14 protein-coding genes and 1 pseudogene are annotated in these 21,638 nt (G+C 58.4%); 3 read left to right on the top strand and 12 right to left on the bottom strand.

Translation table 11 applies throughout. The features are described from left to right. Window positions 1-290 precede the first annotated feature (290 nt). The 3 genes and pseudogenes from mazG to rumA all read right to left on the bottom strand — a co-directional run. Window positions 291-1,085 carry a nucleoside triphosphate pyrophosphohydrolase gene (mazG, locus tag ACUTQW_RS14495; RefSeq protein ID WP_004950214.1) on the bottom strand — a complete coding sequence of 265 codons (795 nt, stop codon included), beginning with the start codon at window positions 1,083-1,085 and terminating at the stop codon, window positions 291-293. Window positions 1,086-1,211: 126 nt separating this feature from the next. Continuing rightward, on the bottom strand, window positions 1,212-3,443 hold the full coding sequence (gene relA, locus ACUTQW_RS14490; RefSeq protein WP_004950212.1) for a GTP diphosphokinase: 2,232 nt from the start codon (window positions 3,441-3,443) through the stop codon (window positions 1,212-1,214). A 9-nt stretch (window positions 3,444-3,452) separates the two neighbouring features. Beyond that, a pseudogene (gene rumA / locus ACUTQW_RS14485) lies at window positions 3,453-4,121 on the bottom strand (23S rRNA (uracil(1939)-C(5))-methyltransferase RlmD); the annotation flags it as partial. Window positions 4,122-4,377: 256 nt separating this feature from the next. On the opposite strand from rumA, the gene barA reads away from it, so the two are divergent. After that, on the top strand, window positions 4,378-7,104 hold the full coding sequence (gene barA / locus ACUTQW_RS14480; RefSeq protein WP_037432168.1) for a two-component sensor histidine kinase BarA: 2,727 nt from the start codon (window positions 4,378-4,380) through the stop codon (window positions 7,102-7,104). 30 nt (window positions 7,105-7,134) lie between these two features. On the opposite strand, the gene ACUTQW_RS14475 is transcribed toward barA, so the two are convergent. From ACUTQW_RS14475 to ACUTQW_RS14450, 6 genes are all read right to left on the bottom strand, one after another. Next, window positions 7,135-8,274 (bottom strand): glycerate kinase, encoded by a 1,140-nt coding sequence (locus ACUTQW_RS14475; RefSeq protein WP_020438439.1) that lies wholly within the window; start codon window positions 8,272-8,274, stop codon window positions 7,135-7,137. A 101-nt stretch (window positions 8,275-8,375) separates the two neighbouring features. Beyond that, window positions 8,376-9,299 carry a 2-hydroxy-3-oxopropionate reductase gene (gene garR / locus ACUTQW_RS14470; protein WP_257784246.1) on the bottom strand — a complete coding sequence of 308 codons (924 nt, stop codon included), beginning with the start codon at window positions 9,297-9,299 and terminating at the stop codon, window positions 8,376-8,378. Then, entirely contained in the window at window positions 9,296-10,066 is a 771-nt protein-coding gene (gene garL / locus ACUTQW_RS14465) for a 2-dehydro-3-deoxyglucarate aldolase (RefSeq protein WP_020438438.1), read from the bottom strand. Before garL ends, garR begins: the two co-directional genes overlap by 4 nt. Before the next feature lie 42 nt (window positions 10,067-10,108). Beyond that, window positions 10,109-11,449: a glucarate dehydratase gene (gene gudD / locus ACUTQW_RS14460; RefSeq protein WP_006323623.1), complete on the bottom strand. Its 1,341-nt coding sequence runs from the start codon at window positions 11,447-11,449 to the stop codon at window positions 10,109-10,111. Window positions 11,450-11,470: 21 nt separating this feature from the next. Then, window positions 11,471-12,808, bottom strand: a complete 1,338-nt coding sequence (locus tag ACUTQW_RS14455) for an enolase C-terminal domain-like protein (RefSeq protein ID WP_006323622.1) — start codon at window positions 12,806-12,808, stop codon at window positions 11,471-11,473. Between the two features lie 10 nt (window positions 12,809-12,818). Continuing rightward, complete coding sequence (locus ACUTQW_RS14450) at window positions 12,819-14,165, bottom strand: MFS transporter (protein ID WP_006323621.1); 1,347 nt, start codon at window positions 14,163-14,165, stop codon at window positions 12,819-12,821. Between the two features lie 596 nt (window positions 14,166-14,761). On the opposite strand from ACUTQW_RS14450, the gene garD reads away from it, so the two are divergent. Then, window positions 14,762-16,318, top strand: a complete 1,557-nt coding sequence (gene garD / locus ACUTQW_RS14445) for a galactarate dehydratase (protein WP_020438437.1) — start codon at window positions 14,762-14,764, stop codon at window positions 16,316-16,318. A gap of 1 nt (window position 16,319) precedes the next feature. Here the strand turns inward: garD and ACUTQW_RS14440 are convergent, their stop codons facing one another. The 3 genes from ACUTQW_RS14440 to dgt form a co-directional block, all read right to left on the bottom strand. Beyond that, complete coding sequence (locus ACUTQW_RS14440; protein WP_006323618.1) at window positions 16,320-17,477, bottom strand: CdaR family transcriptional regulator; 1,158 nt, start codon at window positions 17,475-17,477, stop codon at window positions 16,320-16,322. 181 nt (window positions 17,478-17,658) lie between these two features. After that, window positions 17,659-19,098: a serine endoprotease DegP gene (degP, locus tag ACUTQW_RS14435; RefSeq protein ID WP_006323617.1), complete on the bottom strand. Its 1,440-nt coding sequence runs from the start codon at window positions 19,096-19,098 to the stop codon at window positions 17,659-17,661. Window positions 19,099-19,289: 191 nt separating this feature from the next. Beyond that, on the bottom strand, window positions 19,290-20,807 hold the full coding sequence (gene dgt / locus ACUTQW_RS14430; RefSeq protein WP_006323609.1) for a dGTPase: 1,518 nt from the start codon (window positions 20,805-20,807) through the stop codon (window positions 19,290-19,292). 129 nt (window positions 20,808-20,936) lie between these two features. Here dgt and mtnN point away from each other — a divergent pair, with 129 nt between their 5' ends. Next, the gene (gene mtnN, locus ACUTQW_RS14425; protein WP_037432163.1) at window positions 20,937-21,638 is read left to right on the top strand and encodes a 5'-methylthioadenosine/S-adenosylhomocysteine nucleosidase; all 702 of its coding nucleotides are present in this window, start codon (window positions 20,937-20,939) and stop codon (window positions 21,636-21,638) included.

Genomic DNA, 21,638 nt, shown 5'->3' with positions numbered 1-21,638 from the left:
CGTTTTACTGTCCATCATCTCTGTCACCACCGGGAGTTCATCAGGGTTTAATCCGCGGGCACCTTGCTTACTGTCTTTTTAAAACAATGAGTTAGCATGGAAAATTTTCTTTTACCGCCGTTTCATGGCACTAAAACACCTTAAATTTCAGTTTGTTGGCATTTTCTTGCCGTTCTCTCGTCGTTCAGCAAACCAGGGCTCTGAGCTTAACCGTTTCAGCTTGAGCGAACCTTGTCGCCGATCAACATTACGACCCTGGCCGAACAACTTTAGGACAACGCCGAACGGGATTAGTTTTCCTGACGTTTAACCTGTTGCCACGCCTCTTCCATCTGCTCCAGCGTAGCCTCTTCCATCTGCAGCCCGCGCTGTTTGACAATCTCTTCCACCTGCCGGAAACGACGTTCGAACTTGCGGTTGGCCGCCTGCAGCGCGTTTTCCGCCTTGTGCCCGAGATGGCGCGATAAATTCACCGTAGCGAACAGCAGATCGCCGATTTCCTCTTCCAGCTTCTGTTCATCAACCACCGCTTGCTTGGCTTCATGCATCACTTCGTCGATCTCTTCGTACACCTTGTCCAATACCGGCCCCAGGGTATGCCAGTCGAAACCGACCGAGGCGCAACGCTTCTGGATTTTGTGCGCCTTCATCAGCGCCGGCAACGCCTGCGGGATATCGTCCAGCGCGGAATGCAGCGCCTTCTCGGCGCGTTCGCCGGCCTTCAACTGCTCCCAGCGGGCCGCTACCGCTTCGCTATCCGCCGCATCGGCATCGCCGAAGATGTGCGGATGGCGGCGTTCCAGTTTGTCGCTGATGGCGTTGCACACTTCATCGAAGTCAAACAGCCCCTGCTCCTGGCCCATCTGGGCGTAAAACACCACCTGGAACAGCAGATCGCCCAACTCATCGCGCAGATCGGCGTAATCCTGGCGCTCAATGGCGTCCAGCACTTCGTAGGTTTCTTCCAGCGTGTAAGGCGCGATGGTGGCGAAGGTCTGCTTGCGGTCCCATGGGCAACCGTTCTGCGGGTCGCGCAGCGTTTTCATGATGTTCAGCAGGCGCTGCAGCGGGGTGGATTGGGTCATAAAAAGATCTCTGAGAAAGAATGGGAGCGCATTTGTGCGTCCGCCGGATTAGTCGCCAATGGATTTCGGGCCGTATCGGTGTTCGCTTGCAGCCAACAACGATACGGCTCGAAAGACGCAGGGGATTTAGCTGCCGTGCAGGCGCTTGGCGTCAATCACGTCCGGCAACTGATTCAGCTTGGCCAGCACCCGGCCCAGCACCTGCTGGTTGTAGATTTCAATGTCCATGTCGATGGTCGCCAGCTGCTTTTTGGTGTCGCTCCGGCTGGCCACGCCCAGCACGTTGACCTTTTCATTGGCCAAAATGGTGGTGATGTCGCGCAGCAGGCCGCTGCGATCGTTGGCCATCACACGCACCACCAGCGAATAACCGCTGGAATAGCTTTCGCCCCACACGGCGTCAACGATGCGTTCCGGCGCGTGCGACTGCAAATCCACCAACTGATCGCAGTCCGCACGGTGGATGGAGATACCGCGCCCCTGGGTGATAAAGCCGACAATATCGTCGCCCGGGATCGGCTGGCAGCAACGGGCGATGTGGTGCATCAGGTTGCCTACCCCTTCCACCACTACCCGGCCGTTGTCCTTGCTGCGGGTCGCCGGCGGCGCTTTATGCTGCACCAATTGGCGCAACGCTTCGCGATCCTGCTCCTCGGCGCTCGGTTTGTTGAACTTGCCTTGCAGGAAGTTCACCATCTGATTCAGGCGGATATCGCCGCCGCCAATCGCCGCCAGTATTTCATCCAGCGAGTTCATGTTGTATCGCGGGATCAGCAGCTTCTCGGCCTCTTTCAGACTGATGCCAAGGTGCTCCAGCTCGCTGTCCAGCATCTGGCGGCCGGCGAGGATGTTCTTGTCGCGATCCTGCTTGCGGAACCAGTTATGGATCTTGGAGCGCCCACGGCTGGTGGTGACATAGCCCAGGTTAGGGTTCAGCCAGTCGCGGCTCGGGTTCGGCTGCTTCTGGGTGATGATTTCAATCTGATCGCCCATCCGCAACTGGTAGGTAAACGGCACGATGCGCCCGCCAATCTTGGCGCCGATGCAACGGTGGCCGACGTCGCTGTGAATATGATAAGCAAAGTCGAGCGGCGTGGAGCCGGCCGGCAGATCCACTACATCGCCTTTCGGGGTAAACACGTAGACGCGATCGTCGAACACCTGGCTGCGAACCTCGTCGAGCATCTCGCCGGAGTCCGCCATCTCTTCCTGCCAGGCGATCAGCTTGCGCAGCCAGGCGATGCGTTCTTCATAGCCGGAGCGAACCGTCGCTACCGCGCCTTCTTTGTATTTCCAGTGCGCGGCCACGCCCAGTTCGGCATCTTCATGCATCTGCCGGGTACGGATCTGGATTTCGAGCGTTTTGCCGCGCGGGCCCAACACCACGGTGTGGATAGACTGGTAGCCGTTGGGTTTCGGGTTGGCGACATAGTCGTCGAACTCATCCGGCAGATGGCGGAAGTGGGTATGCACAATCCCCAGCGCCGCATAGCAGTCCTGCAAACGCTCGACCACCACGCGCACCGCGCGCACGTCAAACAGCTCGTCGAAGGCCAGCGCCTTCTTCTGCATTTTGCGCCAGATGCTGTAGATATGTTTCGGGCGGCCGTAAATATCCGCTTTGATGCCTTCGTCGCCCATCGCATTTCGCAGCGAGGCGACGAAGTCATCGATAAACTGTTCGCGATCGATGCGACGTTCGTGCAGCAGTTTGGCGATGCGCTTGTATTCATCCGGGTGCAGGTAACGGAAGCAGAAATCTTCCAGTTCCCATTTCAGTTGCCCGATGCCGAGGCGGTTGGCCAGCGGCGCATAGATATTCGAACACTCTTTCGCCGCCAGCACGCGCTCGTCTTCCGGCGCATCCTTCACTTCACGCAGGTGGGCGATACGCTCCGCCAGCTTGATCACCACGCAGCGGAAATCCTCCACCATAGCCAACAGCATGCGACGCACGTTGTCGACCTGTTCGGAGGCCATGGAGTCGTTCTGGGTGGCTTTCAGTTGGCGGATGGCGTCCATATCGCGCACGCCGTGCACCAGGTAGGTGATGCCCTTGCCAAATTCTTCGGTCAGGGTTTCTTCCGGCACGATGCCGGCGTCCACCAGCGGGAACAGCAGCGCAGCGCGCATGCTGTCGTTGTCCATGCTCAGCGTGGAGAGGATTTCCACCATTTCCAGCCCGCGCCACAACAACAGCGGTGCATCGGGATGGTTCTGGGTCTGTTGCTCACAGTAGCGCCAGGTTGCGGCTAATCGCTCACATGACTGCGGGTTAGGTAGCCCCAAGCTGGCAATCCACTCGTCGAGAGCAAATTCACCAGCCGTGTTCAGATGTGCACTTCTTACCGCAACCATACCCTCTCCCTACTTTGCAGCGACCCCAGGCGTGTTGTCGTTAATAAACAGCGCCATTGACTCAAGATGCCCCGTATGCGGAAACCTATCCAACATCCGCACACGTGCAAGACGATAACCGGCGTCCAGCAATATTTTGCTGCCGCGTGCCAGCCTGGTAGGGTTACAAGAAACATCCCCCCCGTTCTGGCGCCAGTTTTACACTATGTGACATCGCGCCGACCGTACCCGCACGGGCAAGGTCCAGCATCACTTTATCAAATCCTTGTGCTGCCCAAGGTTGCCGCTCAACGTCCTCTTCCAGATTTTCATGGAAGGAAAGAAGGGGGCATTATTCAGTTTATTCTTATGTGCATTATATTGCCCATTCGCTACCAGCGTGGCAATACCTTCTATCCCCAACACCGCGGCGGCAGGGTAAAGTTGGCCCATGCCGCAGAACAGGTCCAATACCCGATCATTGGGCTGAATGTCGAGCCATTCAAGGGCCTGCGCTGCCATTTGCTGATTTACTGTGTCATTTATCCCAATAAAGTCACGCGGACTGATGTCTAAGCGTAGCCCGCCGACCTGATAATACGGCGTTTCGCCACACGGTTTTTCGCCCCTGTCGCTGTCGGGCACCCAATAAACGGTTACGTTTTTTGGCTGCGCAAAGGCCGGTAACGCCTGGCGATCCTCATCTTTTTTCTTCCGTCAGCTGGATTTCCGCCTGCCAGCCCGGCAAGACTCCCCGCACAAACACGTCTTTGCCGTTGTGGCGTACCACGCCAGCCCAAAGGGATCGAGGTCGCTCACCCTTGCGGTTAACATTTGCAGACTTTGCCGGGTCGTCACGCAGCGTTTGGGAGAGTAGAATTGCACCATATTTGCCGATTGCGTGCCGGCTCATTAAAGTAGAGTGAGTTCGGCAATTCTCCCACATTGGAATCCCATGACCAAATACAGCTTGCGTGCGCGCATGATGATCCTGATTCTGGCCCCAACGCTGTTGATTGGTCTGCTGCTCAGCACCTTCTTCGTGGTGCACCGTTACAATGAGCTGCAAGAACAGCTGGTTGACGCCGGCGCCAGCATCATCGAACCCTTGGCGGTGGCCAGCGAGTACGGCATGACATTCCGCAGCCGCGAGTCGGTCAGGCAGTTGGTCAGCCTGCTGCACCGCCGTCATTCGGATATTGTGCGTTCAATTACGGTGTTCGATGCGCAGAATAATCTGTTTGTCACCTCCAATTATCATCACAATTTCGCCCAATTGCAGTTACCGAAAGGTGTGCCAATGCCCACCGATCTGATGCTGACGCGGCGCGGCAACTCACTGATCCTGCGCACGCCGATCCTTTCGGAGAGCCAGTACCCGGATCAAAACGCCACCGACCCGGTTCCTCAGGACAACAACCTAGGCTATGTGGCGATCGAACTTGATCTTCAATCGGTGCGGTTGCAACAGTATAAAGAGGTGTTTGTTTCCACCCTGCTGTTGCTGCTGTGCATGTGCATTGCCATCCTGTTTGCATACCGTCTGATGCGCGACGTGACCGGCCCGATCCGCAATATGGTGAACACCGTTGACCGCATCCGCCGTGGCCAGCTCGACAGCCGCGTTGAAGGCTTTATGCTCGGCGAGCTGCATATGCTGAAGAACGGCATCAACTCGATGGCGATGTCGCTGACCGCCTATCACGAAGAGATGCAGCAGAATATCGACCAGGCGACTTCGGACCTGCGCGAGACGCTGGAGCAGATGGAGATCCAGAACGTCGAGCTGGATCTGGCGAAAAAACGCGCTCAGGAAGCGGCGCGTATCAAATCCGAGTTTCTGGCGAACATGTCGCACGAGCTGCGCACCCCGCTCAACGGTGTGATCGGCTTTACCCGCCAGATGCTGAAAACCGAGATGAGCGTCACCCAGACCGACTATCTGCAAACCATCGAGCGCTCGGCCAACAACCTGCTGACCATCATCAACGACGTGCTGGACTTTTCCAAGCTGGAAGCCGGCAAACTGGTGCTGGAGCACATTCCGTTCTCGCTGCGTGAAACGTTGGACGAAGTGATTGTGTTGCTGGCACCCAGCGCGCACGAGAAAGGGCTGGAATTGACGCTGGATGTGCATAATGACGTGCCGGAGCAGGTAATCGGCGATTCGTTGCGGTTGCAGCAGATCATTACCAACCTGCTGGGCAACGCGATCAAATTTACCGAAACCGGCAACATCGATATCCGCGTAGAGCTGCGTGGCTTGCAGGAACGTCAGGTCGAACTTGAAGTGCAAATCCATGACACCGGCATCGGTATATCAGAACGGCAGCAGTCGCAGTTGTTCCAGGCGTTCCGCCAGGCGGACGCCAGCATTTCGCGCCGCCACGGCGGCACCGGTCTGGGGCTGGTGATCACCCAGAAGCTGGTAAAAGAGATGGGCGGCGATATCTGCTTCCACAGCCAACTGAACCGAGGTTCAACCTTCTGGTTCCACATCACCCTCGAGCTGCACGAGGGCATGTTGTCGTTGCCGCCGAGCCTGCCGGACCTGCGCGGCAAGACGTTGGGGTATATCGAAGCCAACCCGATGGCGGCGGAAGCCACGCTCAACATGCTGAGCGTCACCCCGCTGGTGATCACCCATTCGCCTACGCTGGCTCAACTGCCGAAAAAAGATTACGACTTCTTGCTGGTGGGGGTGCCGATCCCGTTCCGCGACAACCTGGCGCAGCACGAAGGCAAACTGATGGCGGCGCTGAAGATCGCCGACCGGGTGATTCTGGCGCTCCCCTGCCAATCGCAGATCAACGCCGAGCAGCTTAAACAGCAGGGCGCTATCGGCTGCCTGATCAAACCCATCACCGGCAACCGCCTGTTCCCGCTGCTGCGCATGGAAACGCCGCAGCGCCTCATCGCCGCGCCGGAACCCAAACGCCTGCCATTGACGGTGATGGCGGTTGACGATAACCCGGCCAACCTGAAACTGATTGGCACGCTGCTGGCTGAACAAGTGGAAAAGACCCTGCTGTGCGAAAGCGGGGAAGAGGCGCTGGCGCTGGCGCGCGATAACGTGCTGGATCTGATCCTGATGGATATCCAAATGCCGAATATCGACGGCATCCGCACCAGCGAACTGATCCGCCAACTGCCGCACCACAACTCTACGCCTATCGTCGCGGTTACCGCCCATGCGGTGAGCGGTGAGCGCGAGCATTTGCTGCAAGCGGGAATGGATGACTATCTGGCCAAGCCGATTGATGAAGCTATGCTGACCCGCGTGCTGGCCCGTTATTACAGCGGCGAACCGGCCGCCGAGCCCTTGCTGTCGTTAGACTGGCCGCTGGCGTTGCGCCAGGCGGCGAACAAACAGGATTTGGCGCGCGATCTGCTGCAGATGCTGCTCGACTTCCTGCCGCAAGTCAGCGAACGGGTGCAGGCGGTGCTGGACGGCACCCCAGACGACAGCATTCTCGATTTGATCCATAAATTGCACGGCAGTTGCAGCTACAGTGGCGTGCCGCGCATGAAGCAACTGTGCTTCTACCTTGAACAGCAGTTGCGCAAGGGCGTCGGCAACGACGAACTGGAGCCGGAATGGCTGGAACTGCTGGATGAGATCGAACTGGTGAGCCAGGCAGCCCGCAGCCATCTGGAGAACGATCGCCCAGCGACAAGCTGAGGGTTGCCCCCTCAGCATGATTAGCGGAACCTATATCTGCTGCGACAGCCTTATGGTCGCCGCAATATTGCGTGCGGTCATGCGCACGTTGTCGGCGGCATTCTCCAGCGCTTCCTCGAGCGTGCAGATGCTGTACAGCACGCTGAACACCGCATCCAGCCCGTGCTGATGCACCACGCCGACGTCGGCCGTCAGGCTGCCGGCGATGCCGATCACCGGCTTGTTGTAGCGCTTGGCGACGCGCGCCACGCCGATAGGCACCTTGCCGTTGATACTCTGACTGTCGATGCGTCCTTCCCCGGTGATCACCAGCGTCGCGTCGCGCACCAAGGCGTCCAGCCCCAGCGCTTCGGTGACGATCTCAATCCCCTGACGCAGATCGGCATGGCAGAACGCTAACAGCGCGGCCCCCATACCGCCGGCCGCGCCCGCACCGGGTACTCCACCCACCTCAATCGCCATATCCTGCGCGATCACCTGCGCATAGTGCAGCAGGCAGCGATCAAGCTGCGCCACCATCTGTGGCGTAGCCCCTTTCTGCGGGCCGAAAATCGCCGAAGCGCCTTCTTTGCCGGTTAACGGGTTAGTGACGTCACAAGCGACCTCGAATTTGCACTGGGCAATGCGCGCATCCAGCCCGCTGACGTCGATCGCGACGAGGCGTTCCAACTGCGCACCGCCAAAGCCAATGTCGTCGCCGTTTTTATCCAGCAGCCTCGCCCCCAGCGCCTGCACCATGCCGGCGCCGCCGTCGTTGGTGGCGCTGCCGCCGATGCCGATAATGCAATGTTTTACGCCGTGATCCAGCGCCGAACGGATCAGTTCGCCGGTGCCATAAGAGGTGGTGTTCAGCGGGTTGCGCTGCCGCCCCGGCACCAGTTCCAACCCGCTGGCGGCGGCCATCTCGATAAAGGCGCTCTGCTCATCGCCGGACAGGCCGAAAAAGGCCCGCACCTTTGCGCCCAACGGCCCGGTGACGTCGACATCCACTTTACGCCCGCCGGTGGCGGCCACCATCGCCTCCACCGTACCTTCCCCGCCGTCGGCTACCGGCAGTTTGATGTACTCGGCATCAGGAAATATCTCGCGAAAACCCGCTTCAATCTGGGTCGCCACTTCCAGTGCCGACAGACTTTCTTTGTATGAGTCCGGCGCGATCACTATTTTCATATACGGTCCGTTTCCTCGACTGCACTCGTCCTTTGATTCGCCAACCGGCGCGTTGGCGCCCTCGGCAGAGGCAGAGCCTGCTCCCCTGACCAGGTCGCCCCCTATCGGCTCACTTCCGCCTTGGCTAATTTCTCATAATAGCAGGCCAGCGCACTGTGATCCGACGCCCCCAGTCCATCGGCCCGCAGCGCCTGCATCATTTCCATTACTGCGGCGGTGAGCGGCAGCTGTGCACCGACGCCGTGCGAGGTATCCAGCGCGTTGGCCAAATCCTTGATATGCAGTTCAATGCGAAAGCCCGGCTTAAAATTACGATCCATCACCATCGGCGCTTTGGCGTCCAGCACCGTGCTGCCGGCCAGCCCGCCGCGAATGGCCTGATAGACCAGATCCGGGTTGACACCCGCCTTGGTCGCCAGCACCAGCGCTTCGGACATCGCGGCGATATTCAGCGCCACAATCACCTGATTCGCCAGCTTGGTGACATTGCCGGCCCCGATCTCCCCGGTGTGTACGACCGAACCGGCCATCGCTTTCATGACCGGCAGACAGCGCTCGAATACCGCCTTGTCGCCGCCAACCATGACCGACAAGGTCGCATCGATGGCCTTCGGCTCACCGCCGCTCACCGGCGCGTCCAGCATGGCAATCTGTTTTTCCGCCAGCGCAGCGCTGATTTCACGGCTGGCAAGCGGCGCAATCGAGCTCATGTCGACAAGCACGCTGCCCGGCCTGGCGCCTTCGATAATGCCGTCCTTGCCCAATGCAACCTCTTGCACCTGCGGCGAATTCGGCAGCATGGTGATCAGAATATCGCTTTGCTCAGCCACCGCTTTCGGCGTCTCGGCGGCAGTGGCGCCCAACGCAACCAGCTCGGCGGTGGTCTGAGGATGATGATTGAGCACCACCAGCGAATAACCGGCTTTCAGCAGATTTTTACTCATGGGTTTGCCCATGATACCCAGGCCAATAAATCCAATTTTCATAAGGTTAACCTCTTTGCAAAGTGGAAAGCAGAACGTTATTTTTTAAACCTGTCGCACAGCGCCTGGGTGGCTGCGCGGAACACCCCAAGATCGCTCCCAACCGCGACAAACGTGGCCCCCCATTCCAGGTAGCGGCGCGCATCGTCCTCAGCCGGCGCCAGTATGCCGCTCGGTTTGCCGTGCGCCTTGGCGCATTCAAAGATATGGCGGATCGCCGCCTGTACCTGCGGATGATTGGGCTGGCCGAGGTAGCCGAGCGCCGCCGATAAATCGCTTGGGCCGACAAAGATGCCGTCAATGCCGTCCACGGCGGCAATCTCATTCAGGTTATCCACCCCGGCCTGGTTTTCTATCTGGACCAGTACGCTGATGTTGTCGTTGATGGTGGTGAAATAATCCACCACCGTGCCGTAACCGTTGCTGCGATGAGAGACCGACACGCCGCGAATGCCCGCCGGCGGATAACGGGTGGAAGCTACCGCCAGCCGTGCCTGTTCCGCGTTTTCCACAAAGGGGATCAGGAAGTTGTAAAAGCCGATATCCAGCAGGCGCTTGATAATCACCGGTTCGTTGCACGGCGGCCGCACCACCGCTGCGCTGTCGCTGTCTTTCAGCGCCATCAGTTGCGGCACGAAAGTGGTGATGTCGTTAGGCGCGTGCTCGCCGTCCAGCACCAGCCAGTCGAAACCGGCCAGCCCCAGCACCTCGGTAGATATCGGGTTGCCCAGCGCCGACCAGCAGCCAATCAGGGTTTCGCCCTGCAACAGGGCCTGGCGGAAGCGGTTGGGGAGAAGGCTAGTCTTCATGGCGTTTCCTTGGGTTAAGATTGAAATGTTATGCACCGGGTGTTAACGCACCAGGCATGGGCGCTTGGGATCAAAAACCCAGTCCGGCACCAGATACTGCATGCCCTGAGCATCGTCTCGGGCACCCAGTCCGTTGGCCTTGTACAACTCATGGGCCTTCATCAACCGATCGCGATCCAGCTCTATACCCAGCCCCGGCTTCTTCGGCACCTCAATGCGGCCGCCGACAATCTGCAAGGGTTCGCGGGTCAGGCGCTGATCGCCCTCCTGCCAGATCCAATGGGTATCGATAGCGGTGATTTTTCCCGGTGCAGCGGCGGCGACATGGGTAAACATCGCCAGCGAAATATCAAAGTGATTATTGGAGTGAGAACCCCAGGTCAGCCCAAACTCGTGGCACATTTGCGCCACCCGCACCGAGCCTTGCATTGTCCAGAAATGTGGGTCCGCCAGCGGAATGTCCACCGACTGCAATTGCAGCGTATGGCCCATCTGCCGCCAGTCGGTAGCGATCATGTTGGTGGCGGTCGGCAGGCCGGTGGCGCGGCGAAACTCCGCCATCACCTCGCGGCCGGAAAACCCTTGCTCGGCGCCGCAGGGATCTTCCGCATAAGCCAGCACGTTGCGCAGTTGCCTGCCAAGGGAAACCGCTTCGTTCAGAGACCAGGCACCGTTGGGATCAAGGGTAATGCGCGCCTGCGGAAAACGCTCGGCCAGCGCGGTCACCGCCTCAGCTTCCTCTTCCCCGGCCAGCACCCCGCCCTTGAGCTTGAAATCGTTGAAACCGTATTTTTCATAGGCCGCCTCCGCCAGCCGCACCACACTCGCCGGCGTCAGCGCCTCTTCATGCCGCAGTCGGTACCAGTCACAGCGCTCATCCGGTTGGCTGCGATACGCCAGCAGCGTCTTGTTACGGTCACCGAGGTAGAACAGATAGCCGAGCATTTCCACCGAATCACGCTGTTGGCCGTCCCCGAGCAGCGCCGCCACCGGCACGTCGAGAAACTGTCCGAGCAAATCCAGCATCGCCGCCTCAATGCCGGTCACCACGTGAATGGTGGTGCGCAGATCGAAGGTTTGCAGGCCGCGCCCCCCGGCATCACGCTCGGCAAAACGGTTACGTACCGCCGCCATCACGTTTTTGTATTCTCCCAGGGTTTTGCCCACCACCAACGACTGGGCCTCTTCCAGCGTCTGGCGGATTTTCTCGCCGCCCGGCACTTCGCCCACGCCGGTGTGGCCTGCATTATCCTGCAGGATCACGATGTTACGCGTAAAAAACGGCGCATGAGCACCGCTCAGGTTTAGCAGCATGCTGTCATGGCCGGCGACCGGCACGATCTGCATGGCGGTTATTTTGGCTGCGGCACTAAGTGAAGTCATAAGGTTATCCTTTAAGAAAAATCAGCGACCAAAGGCCGGGCGTTTGGCATCGAACTGCCAGCCGGGAACCAGGTATTGCATGGCAACCGCGTCGTTGCGAGCGCCCGACGGAAGCCGCTGGTGCAAACGATGCGCCTGTTCCAATGCGGCCCAATCCAGATCAACGCCCAGCCCCGGTCGATCCGGCACGGCAATGCGGCCGTCGACGATTTGCAGCGGGTTTTTCGTCAGGTGCTGGCCCTCCTGCCAGATCCAATGGGTGTCGATGGCGGTGGGATTACCGGGCGCGGCGGCGCCGACATGGGTAAACATCGCCAGTGAAATATCGAAGTGATTATTGGAATGGCAACCCCAGGTCAGCCCCCAGTCGTTGCACAGCTGAGCTACCCGCACTGCGCCGCGCAGGGTCCAGAAATGCGGATCCGCCAAGGGGATATCCACCGCTTGCAGCATTACCGCATGGCACATCTCGCGCCAGTTGGTGGCGATCATGTTAGTGGCGACCGGCAAGCCGGTGGCGCGGCGGAACTCCGCCATCACTTCACGGCCGGAGAATCCCTGTTCGGCACCGCAAGGATCCTCGGCATAGCTCAGAATGCCCCGCATGCCCTTGCACAAGGCGATAGCCTCGTCGAGCAGCCAGGCGCCATTGGGATCGACGGTAATGCGGGCATCCGGGAAATGCTTAGCCAGCGCACGCACCGCGTCAATTTCCTGTTCGCCCGGCAACACACCGCCTTTCAGCTTGAAATCCCGGAAGCCGTAACGATCCCTGGCTGCCGCGGCCAGTTCGACGATCGCCGGCGTGTCCATTGCCTGCTGATGTCGCAACTGGTACCAGGGGTGCCGGCTGCGTTGAGCGGATTGATAGGGTAAATCCGTTTTCCCGGCGTCGCCGATATAAAACAGGTAGCCAAGCACCGCCACCTCGTCACGCTGCTTGCCGGGGCCAAGCAGCTCCACCACCGGCACGCCGAGGAACTGGCCGAGCAGATCGAGCAGCGCGGCCTCCAAAGCCGCCACCGCGTTCACCCGCAGCTCAAAGGTCCAGGCCCCCTGACCGAAGGCGTTAAAATCGGCCTCCTGATTGCCGCTGTGAATGTCGTGCACCAACCGGTTCATGTGCGCAACCTGCTGACCGATGACCCGGGGAATAACCGCCATCAGCGTGCGATAAATCACTTCGCCGCCCGGCGCCTCCCCAACGCCGGTATGCCCTGCGCTGTCGGTCAGCACCACAACGTTGCGGGTGAAACAGGCCCCGTGCGCGCCGCCGATATTCAGCAGCATGCTGTCGTACCCGGCCACCGGGATAACGCGCATTTCGGTGATCACCGGCGTGCTTTGCGTGTTGCTCATGCTAATTTCCTCACCTGTGCAAGGGTTTCAATTCGATGCGTTTGATTTCGCCGACAATGAACAGGTAGCTCGCCACCGCCAGCAAGGCGTGGATGCCGACATACACCAGCGCGCCGTTAAAGGATCCCGTGGTGCCGATGATGTAGCCGATAGCGATCGGCGTGACGATGCCGGAGACGTTGCCGAACATATTGAACAGCCCGCCGCTCAGGCCACTGATCTCTTTTGGCGCGGTATCCGCCATGACCGCCCAACCGAGCGCCCCCACCCCTTTGCCGAAGAACGCCAGCGCCATGATGCCGACCACCATCCATTCGGTGTCGACGTAGTTGCAGAACACCATCGTCATCGACAGCAGCATGCCCAGCACAATCGGCGCCTTGCGGGCGAAGGTCAGCGACTGCGTGCGGCGCATCAGGTAGTCGGAGATCACGCCGCCGAGCACCCCGCCGACAAAACCGCAGATGGCCGGCACCGAAGCCACCATCCCGGCCTTAAGGATCGACATGCCGCGCGCCTGCACCAGATAGACCGGGAACCAGGTGATGAAAAAATAGGTCAGTGCGTTAATGCAGTATTGGCCGATATACACCCCGACCATCATGCGCGACTGCAACAGCTGTTTGATCTGGTGCCACTTCTCGCCTTTCACCTTCACCTGCTGCGACCGCGGTTGATCCATGTTGATCAACGCGCCGCCGGCCTCGATATAGTCCAGCTCGGCCTGGTTTACGCCGGGATGCTCCTTGGGGTTGTGCAGCACTTTCAGCCAGATGAAGCTGAGCACGATGCCAAGCCCGCCCATAAAGAAGAACACGTGCGACCAACCTACCGCGTGAGTCAGCCAGCCCATGATCGGCGCGAAGATCACCGTGGCGAAGTATTGCGCCGAGTTAAAGATCGACACCGCCGTGCCGCGCTCGTGTGCCGGAAACCAGGCGGCAACAATGCGGCTGTTGCCGGGGAAGGACGGCGCTTCCGCCAACCCCACCAGGAAACGCAGGGCGAACAGCGCCACGACGATGCCAAAGCCGCTGAAGATATCCACGAACCCCTGCAACAGGGTGAACAGCGACCAAATAAAGATGCTCCAGAAATAGACGCGCTTCGATCCGAAGCGGTCGAGCAACCAACCGCCCGGGATCTGGCCGATTACGTAAGCCCATGAGAAAGCCGAGAAGATATAGCCCATCCCAATGGGATCCAGACCGATATCCTTGGCCATCGACGAGCCGGCGATCGACAGGGTGGCGCGATCGCCGTAGTTGAACGAGGTAACGATAAACAGCATCACCACGATCCAGTAACGCGCATGGGTTCTTTTAATCGAACTCGTTGCGGAGCTGATGGTAGACATTGTGTTCTCCTGAATGATAGCGGCTTGCTATATTCATCCTGAACCACAGATATATCCCCTATGGATTTCAAGTGGCCGCCAATCGGCCAATTCGCACATTCCATGCAATTGAAATACAACGGGCATGTAAATATCTCAGAACGAAATCGATTAAATTAGATTGCGCCAACAATGAGCAGTGCGGTTAATACGCCAGCGGCAATATTTAAATCCAATGAATTTCACTACGCAGAAAAGTATATGCGCCGTAAATTCATATCTCATCAGGCAATACAACAAGGATTACGGGGATATCGCGGGTAATTTATGGCATATGCCCAATGCAGTGGCGACTGGCTCACGAAACGTCGCCCACGAGCCTTTCCTGCCCTCTGGCTTTAAATCTGCAACCGGGCCACAGCTTGAAAATGAAGGGGTATCCGTGAGCCGCCTCACAACAGACTGGTCCGATGCCAAATAATCCATGCCGAATACCCGTTAATCCCGGTCATTTGCATAATGTCCCTCGGCTGTATCGCACTTATACTGCTTAATGAGCAACCGTGCCGGTTATTACCCTCAGCGTACCCAAAATAAATCTACTCAGGATAATAAGCATGTCCGATATAAACGAGACGCCGCTTTATATTAAGGTTCACGACTCGGATAATGTCGCTATCGTGGTAAACGATCGCGGCCTGCCGAAAGGCGCATTATTTTCCTGCGGGCTACAATTACTGGAACATGTACCGCAGGGGCACAAGGTCGCGCTGGAAAATATTGCCGCCGGCGGCGAGATTGTCCGCTACGGCGAGATCATCGGTCATGCGCAGCGTGCCATTTTGCGCGGCAGTTGGATCGATGAATCGCTGGTCTCACTGCCGGAGGCCCCTGAGCTGCAGCATCTGCCACTGGCCAATAAGGTTCCCGCCCCGCTGCCGCCACTCGAGGGTTATCGCTTCGAGGGCTACCGCAATGCCGACGGCAGCGTCGGCACCAAAAACTTGCTCGGCATTACCACCAGCGTGCAGTGTGTCGCCGGCGTGGTTGATTACGTGGTGAAAATCATTGAACGCGATCTGCTGCCGCGTTACCCCAATGTGGATGGCGTGATCGGCCTCAACCATCTTTACGGTTGCGGAGTGGCGATCAACGCGCCGGCGGCGGTGGTGCCGATCCGCACCATTCACAATCTGGCGCTGAATCCCAATTTTGGCGGCGAGGTGATGGTGGTCGGCCTGGGTTGTGAAAAGCTGCAGCCGGAACGCCTGTTGCAAGGCACTCCGGACGTGCAGGCGATCTCGCTCGACGAGAGCCACATTGTCCGTTTGCAAGACGAGAAACATCGGGGTTTCAGATCGATGGTTGACGACATTCTGACGCTCGCCGAGCGCCACCTCCAACGCCTGAACCGTCGCCAGCGCGAAAGCTGCGCAGCCTCAGAATTGGTGGTCGGCATGCAGTGCGGTGGCAGCGATGCGTTTTCCGGCGTGACGGCCAATCCGGCGGTGGGTTTCGCCTCCGATCTGCTGGTGCGCTGCGGCGCGACGGTGATGTTCTCTGAAGTCACTGAAGTGCGCGATGCGGTACATCTGCTGACACCGAGAGTGGCAGATGAACAGGTTGGCAAACGCTTGCTGGAGGAGATGGCCTGGTACGATGCCTATCTCGAAGCCGGCCAAAGCGATCGCAGCGCCAATCCGTCCCCGGGCAATAAAAAAGGCGGGTTGGCCAACGTGGTGGAAAAAGCATTGGGATCAATCGCCAAATCAGGCACCAGCGCTATTGTAGAGGTACTGTCTCCCGGCCAGCGCCCCACAAAACGCGGCCTGATCTACGCAGCCACGCCCGCCAGCGACTTTGTCTGCGGCACCCAGCAACTGGCCTCCGGCATCACTATCCAGGTATTCACCACCGGACGCGGTACGCCTTACGGCCTGACGGCTGTGCCGGTGATTAAAATGGCGACCCGCAGCGCGCTGGCGGATCGCTGGTACGATTTAATGGACATCAACGCCGGCACTATCGCCACCGGCGAAGCCACTATCGAACAGGTGGGCTGGCAGCTGTTTGAACTGATTCTGGATATCGCCAGCGGGCGCAAGAAAACCTGGTCGGATCAATGGGGGCTGCATAACGCGCTGGCGGTATTTAATCCGGCGCCGGTGACCTAGATCAGGCGTCGGCATCCAGTTGCAGCCCGATATACAGCAGCAGGCGATCGTCAAAACTGGCGAGGTTCAGCCCGGTCAGTTCTGCAATGCGGTTGAGCCGGTATTCCAGCGTATTACGATGAATATACAGCGCCTTGGCGGTGACGGTCGGTTGTACGTTATGCAAAAACCAGGCAGCCAGCGTACGGCGCAGCAGGCCGTTGCCGTCCATCGCCTTTAGCTTCGCCAGAGGGCGGGCCAGCTCATCCGCCTGCCAGCCGCCGCGCAGGCTATCGAGCAATACCGGCAACATCAGATCCTGGTAGTAATAGGTGCGTTGCTCCCCCATCCGCTGCTTGCCGACCACCATGGTGGTGCGCGCGGTGCGATAGGAACGGGCGATGCTGCCCGGTCCGGTGAAATAATTGCCGAGTGCGATGCGCACCCGCAGTCGACTGCTCTCATTCATCCTCGACAACAGGTTATCCACCCGTCGCCGGTGATCTTCCGCATCCCAGCGCCCATGGCCATTGAGCGCAGGTTTCAGCACCACCATTTCGCTCAATGAAACGATGGCGATCAAGTTGTCGCGCTCCGGCATGGTCAACAACGTCTGCAATTGCTGCAGTTCGGCCATTGCACTGTCTACGCCAAGCTGGCCGCTGTCCACTTCCACCACCGCCGCGACCCGTGGCTGGTTAGGATCGATCCCCAGCCGCTGCGCCCACTCCATCAGCGCCGGAGTGAGTTCATCGGTACGGATCAGGTTCAGCACCAATTCTTCCCGCAGCCGGCTGTCCTGCGCCAGCATATGCAACAGCCGGGCCTGCTCCAGCATCATTTCTGCGGTCATGCAGACCAGCTCGCCATACTGCCGCAGCTGGCCAGGGTTGCCGGTCAGGCCGATGACCCCGACGATGCGCCCGTCAATGCGCAGCGGCAGGTTAACGCCGGGGCGCACGCCATGCAGGTGACGCGCCACCGCTTCGTCAATATCCACCACCCGCGCCTGTGACAGCACCAGCAGCGCGCCTTCGTGCAGTTCCCCCACCCGCTCACGATCGCCGCTGCCGATAATCTTGCCGCGCGCATCCATCACATTGACATTGCTGTCGATGATTTGCATGGTGCGCGCAACGATCTCTTGCGCCAGCTTGCCATCGAGATGGTATTCCGACATGCCGTGTTCTCCTGCCCGGAAAGGTGCCAATTCTTCAGCATACCGACGGCGATCCTCAGGCACATTGTGCAGTTGCACAAAGCTTGGTGACCATTGCTGAAGTTGCGGCAAGGCTCACAGTTTTCACGACGTAAAAAAGGCACGCCGTAGCGTGCCTTGAGAGCGGTAGACCGTGAAGAACTTACTGCATCAACAGATACAGTTGGGTATCGCCGCGTTGGATGTTCAACGCCAGCACCGACGGCTTGCTGTCGAGAATTTTACGCAGTTCGCCCAGGTTCTGAATAGGCTGCTGGTTAACCCCGAGGATAATATCGCCTTTTTTCAGGCCGATGCGCGCAGCGGCACTGCCGGCTTTGACGTTATCCACCTTCACGCCTTTCTGGCTGCCGGCCTGGGCATTGCTCAGCTCGGCCCCTTCGATGCCGGTGTAGATATTGCCGGACTCCACCTGAGTCTGAGCGCTTTGCTCCAGCGTGACGTCCACGGTGACCGGCTTGCCGTCGCGGATGATGCCCAGCGACATTTTGCTGCCGACCGGCAGCGTGCCGATTTCCGCACGGAACGAGGCAAAGCTGGAGATGGCTTTACCGTTCATGGTGACGATAACGTCACCGGCCTTGATGCCCGCCTTGGCGGCGGAGGATTTCGGCATCACCTGGCTGACAAAGGCCCCGCGTTGTGCGTCCACCTTCATCGCTTTCGCCAGTTCGGAATTCAACTCGGTGCCCATAATGCCCAGTTCGCCGCGTTTCACCTGGCCGAACTCAACCATTTGCGCCGTCAGGTTTTTCACCATGTTGCTCGGGATGGCGAAACCAATACCGATGTTGCCGCCGTCCGGCGCCAGGATCGCGGTGTTAATACCGATCAGTTCGCCGTTCAGGTTAACCAGCGCGCCACCGGAGTTACCGCGGTTAATCGCCGCATCGGTCTGGATAAAGTTTTCGTAGTTTTCGATATTCAACCCGCTGCGGCCCAACGCGGAAACGATGCCGGAAGTCGCGGTTTCACCTAATCCGTAAGGGTTGCCGATCGCCACGGTATAATCGCCGACGCGCAGTTGCTCGGAATCCGCCATTTTGATTGCCGTCAGGTTTTTAAAGTCTTTCAGTTGGATCAACGCGATATCGGAACGCGGATCCTTACCTATCACCTTGGCGTCAAACTTGCGGCCGTCGCTCAGTTGCACCTGAATTTTATTGGCGTTATCCACCACGTGATTGTTGGTCACCACGTAGCCTTTGGCCGCGTCAATCACCACCCCGGCGCCCAGCGCCTGGAATTTTTCCTGGGTGCCCTGACCCGGTGCGCCCTGCCCGCCATCAGTGCCGCCCTGGCACATTGGCGAAGCCTGGAACGGCGAACCGTCCTGGCAGAAAGGCGAATCTTCGCCAAAGAACTGCTGGAACTGCGGCGGCATCTTCTGCGCGTTGACGGTGGTACTGCCTTCAACGTTAATACTCACTACGGAAGGCATCACTTTTTCCAGCATCGGCGCCAGGCTAGGCAGCTGCTGGGTGCTTGAAGAAGCGGTTTCTGCGGCGCCGGCCGTCATCGGGCCCAGTGCCATACCAATACTGAAAGCCAGGGCGCTAAGAACTAATGCGGTTTTTTTCATCTGTGTGTCTCTTATAAAGTCGTTCAGAAAGTATTGCGTTCTTTGTGCATAGTCAGAGCTTATTAATAGCCCGAAGTTCCGGCGCAGGTTATTGGTAATAGTAAACAAATATTGTCCGTCTTTACAAAACTCGAAATACTCACTGCGATCTGCAACGCATGCGTTCAAATAATATTTATTAACTGAATGAATTATTCAGCTGCCATTAGTTTTCTATATTCGTCGTAGGCATAAAGATCGGTCATGCCGCTGATATAATCTTGCAGCAAACGCGCGCGGAAATAATATTCCCGGATCGCCAATTGCTCGGGCGACAGGTGTTGCAACCCTTCAACCGCTTCGACATACGCCAACCGATGTTTGGTGGAAAGTTTGTGGAACAGGCGCGTTTCTATCGGATAAGCGCGATGGCTGTCTTCCTGCACCAAGCGGGTAAAATCCGCCAGCGACATCGCCAGCAAGGGGCTGTAGATGTCCAGCAAGCCGCTGATCACCCGGTAGCCCTGCAGCTCAAGCTGCTCCACTTCGGGGTGGTTGAACACGTGCTTGAAGGCCACATTTTTGAAGATCTTCAGCAGTTGGTACGCCGGGCTGGAGTCTTCCAGCAACGCCTGATTAAAGTTACCCCGATAAACCGCATCCAGATTATCAATAAAACGCTGCGCCGCATGCGGCACCAGCCGCGCCACGGTGAACACCCGCAAATACATGAAGAACTGATCTTCACTGCTGCGCCGCGCGCCGCCGCGATCGATCTTGCGAAAAGCGCTGGCCACGGTTTTATCAAACAAGTCGCCCGGCGATACCTCGCCCCATTCCTGAGTTAAATGCTGATAAAGTTGTTCAACGGTGAAAATGTTTTTTTCCACCGCGTCTTCCAGATCGGCGACGCAGTAAGAAATATCGTCCGCCGCCTCCATGATATAAGTCAGCGGGAAGCGATCGAACTCGCCCATATTCAGCTCGCGCCGCAAGCGATCGACAAACGCCTCTTCCGCCAGATAAAAGCCCGGTTTTTTCATCAGGTAGCTGTGGCTCGCGGGGATCTCGCTCGCCCAGTACGCCGGACGGGTATATTTCAGAATGCAGCCCACCTGCGCATAGGTCAGGTTGAGCTTCAGTAACGTATGCACCAGCCGAATCGCCTGGGCATTGCCCTCGAAATGGCTGAGATCGTGGCGGATGCGGCTGCGCAGGCGGTTGAGATCGCCTTCGCCTTCGTGCAGGCGCAGCACGCCGATCTGGCAACGATCGTTGCTGGCGGGCTCGCTCCCGCAACTGGCGGGATCGAGCCGCTGGGAAAACCAGTCGTTAATCGCCGACTCGCCGAAATGCCCAAACGGCGGGTTGCCGATGTCGTGCATCAGGCAGGACATCTCAACTATGCTTTCAAAAGGATCGAGCAGTTTGGTCAGGCCGAGCGCGTCGATCCGCCGTTCCTGTTTGAAACGGTTGAGGATCTCTTTTGCAATGTGCCGCCCGACCTGCTGCACTTCCATCGAGTGCGTCAGACGGCTACGCACCGCGGCGTTGCGCTCCAGAGGGAACACCTGGGTTTTTTGCTGCAGACGGCGAATGGCGGCTGAATTGACGATACGCCCGCGATCGCTCTCAAACTGCCGCACGATGTCATATTCTTCCTCAGCCTCGATAGGCTTACTGAAAGGCCGCTGGAAGCTGATTTTTTGCTTAAAGTCGATCCCGGACATCTGTTTCTCCTCCGTTGCGCCCAGCCTCCGTGATAACAATTCCCGACGGCATATGCAACGGATTATCTCTCTATGAGAGCCATGATAGACTATGGCGCAATTCCCACACCCAATCAGCGAGTGTTATTTATGAAAGTAGGCATCATCGGCGCCATGGAACAGGAAGTTACCCTGCTGCGCGAACAAATTGAAAACCGTCAGACCATTCAACGCGCGGGTTGTGAAATCTATACCGGCCAGATCGGCGGCGTTGACGTGGCACTGCTGAAATCCGGTATCGGTAAAGTTTCTGCGGCAATGAGCACCACTCTGCTGCTGGAACACTGCAAGCCGGATCTGGTGATCAATACCGGTTCCGCCGGTGGCCTGGCCGCTACGCTGAAAGTGGGCGATATCGTGGTTTCCGAAGAAGTGCGCTATCACGACGCCGACGTTACCGCCTTTGGTTACGAACCAGGCCAGATGGCCGGTTGCCCGGCGGCCTTCGTGGCGGACGAAGCGCTGATTGCGCTGGCGGAAAGCTGCATCAAGCAGTTGGATCTTAACGCGGTACGCGGCCTGATCTGCAGCGGCGACGCCTTCATTAACGGCGCAGAACCGTTGGAGCGCATCCGCACCACCTTCCCAACCGTTGCCGCGGTAGAAATGGAAGCCGCCGCCGTCGGCCACGTTTGCCACCTGTTCGGCACGCCGTTTGTGGTGGTGCGTGCCATCTCTGACGTCGCCGACAGTGAATCGCACATGAGCTTTGACGAGTTCCTTGTCGTGGCCGCCCAGCAATCAACGCTGATGGTCAACGCGATGCTGCAAACCCTGGCCAAGCGCGGTTGA

The organism is Serratia sp. TSA_7, from assembly GCF_052692135.1.
This window is presented reverse-complemented; position numbering and strand designations above follow the sequence as displayed.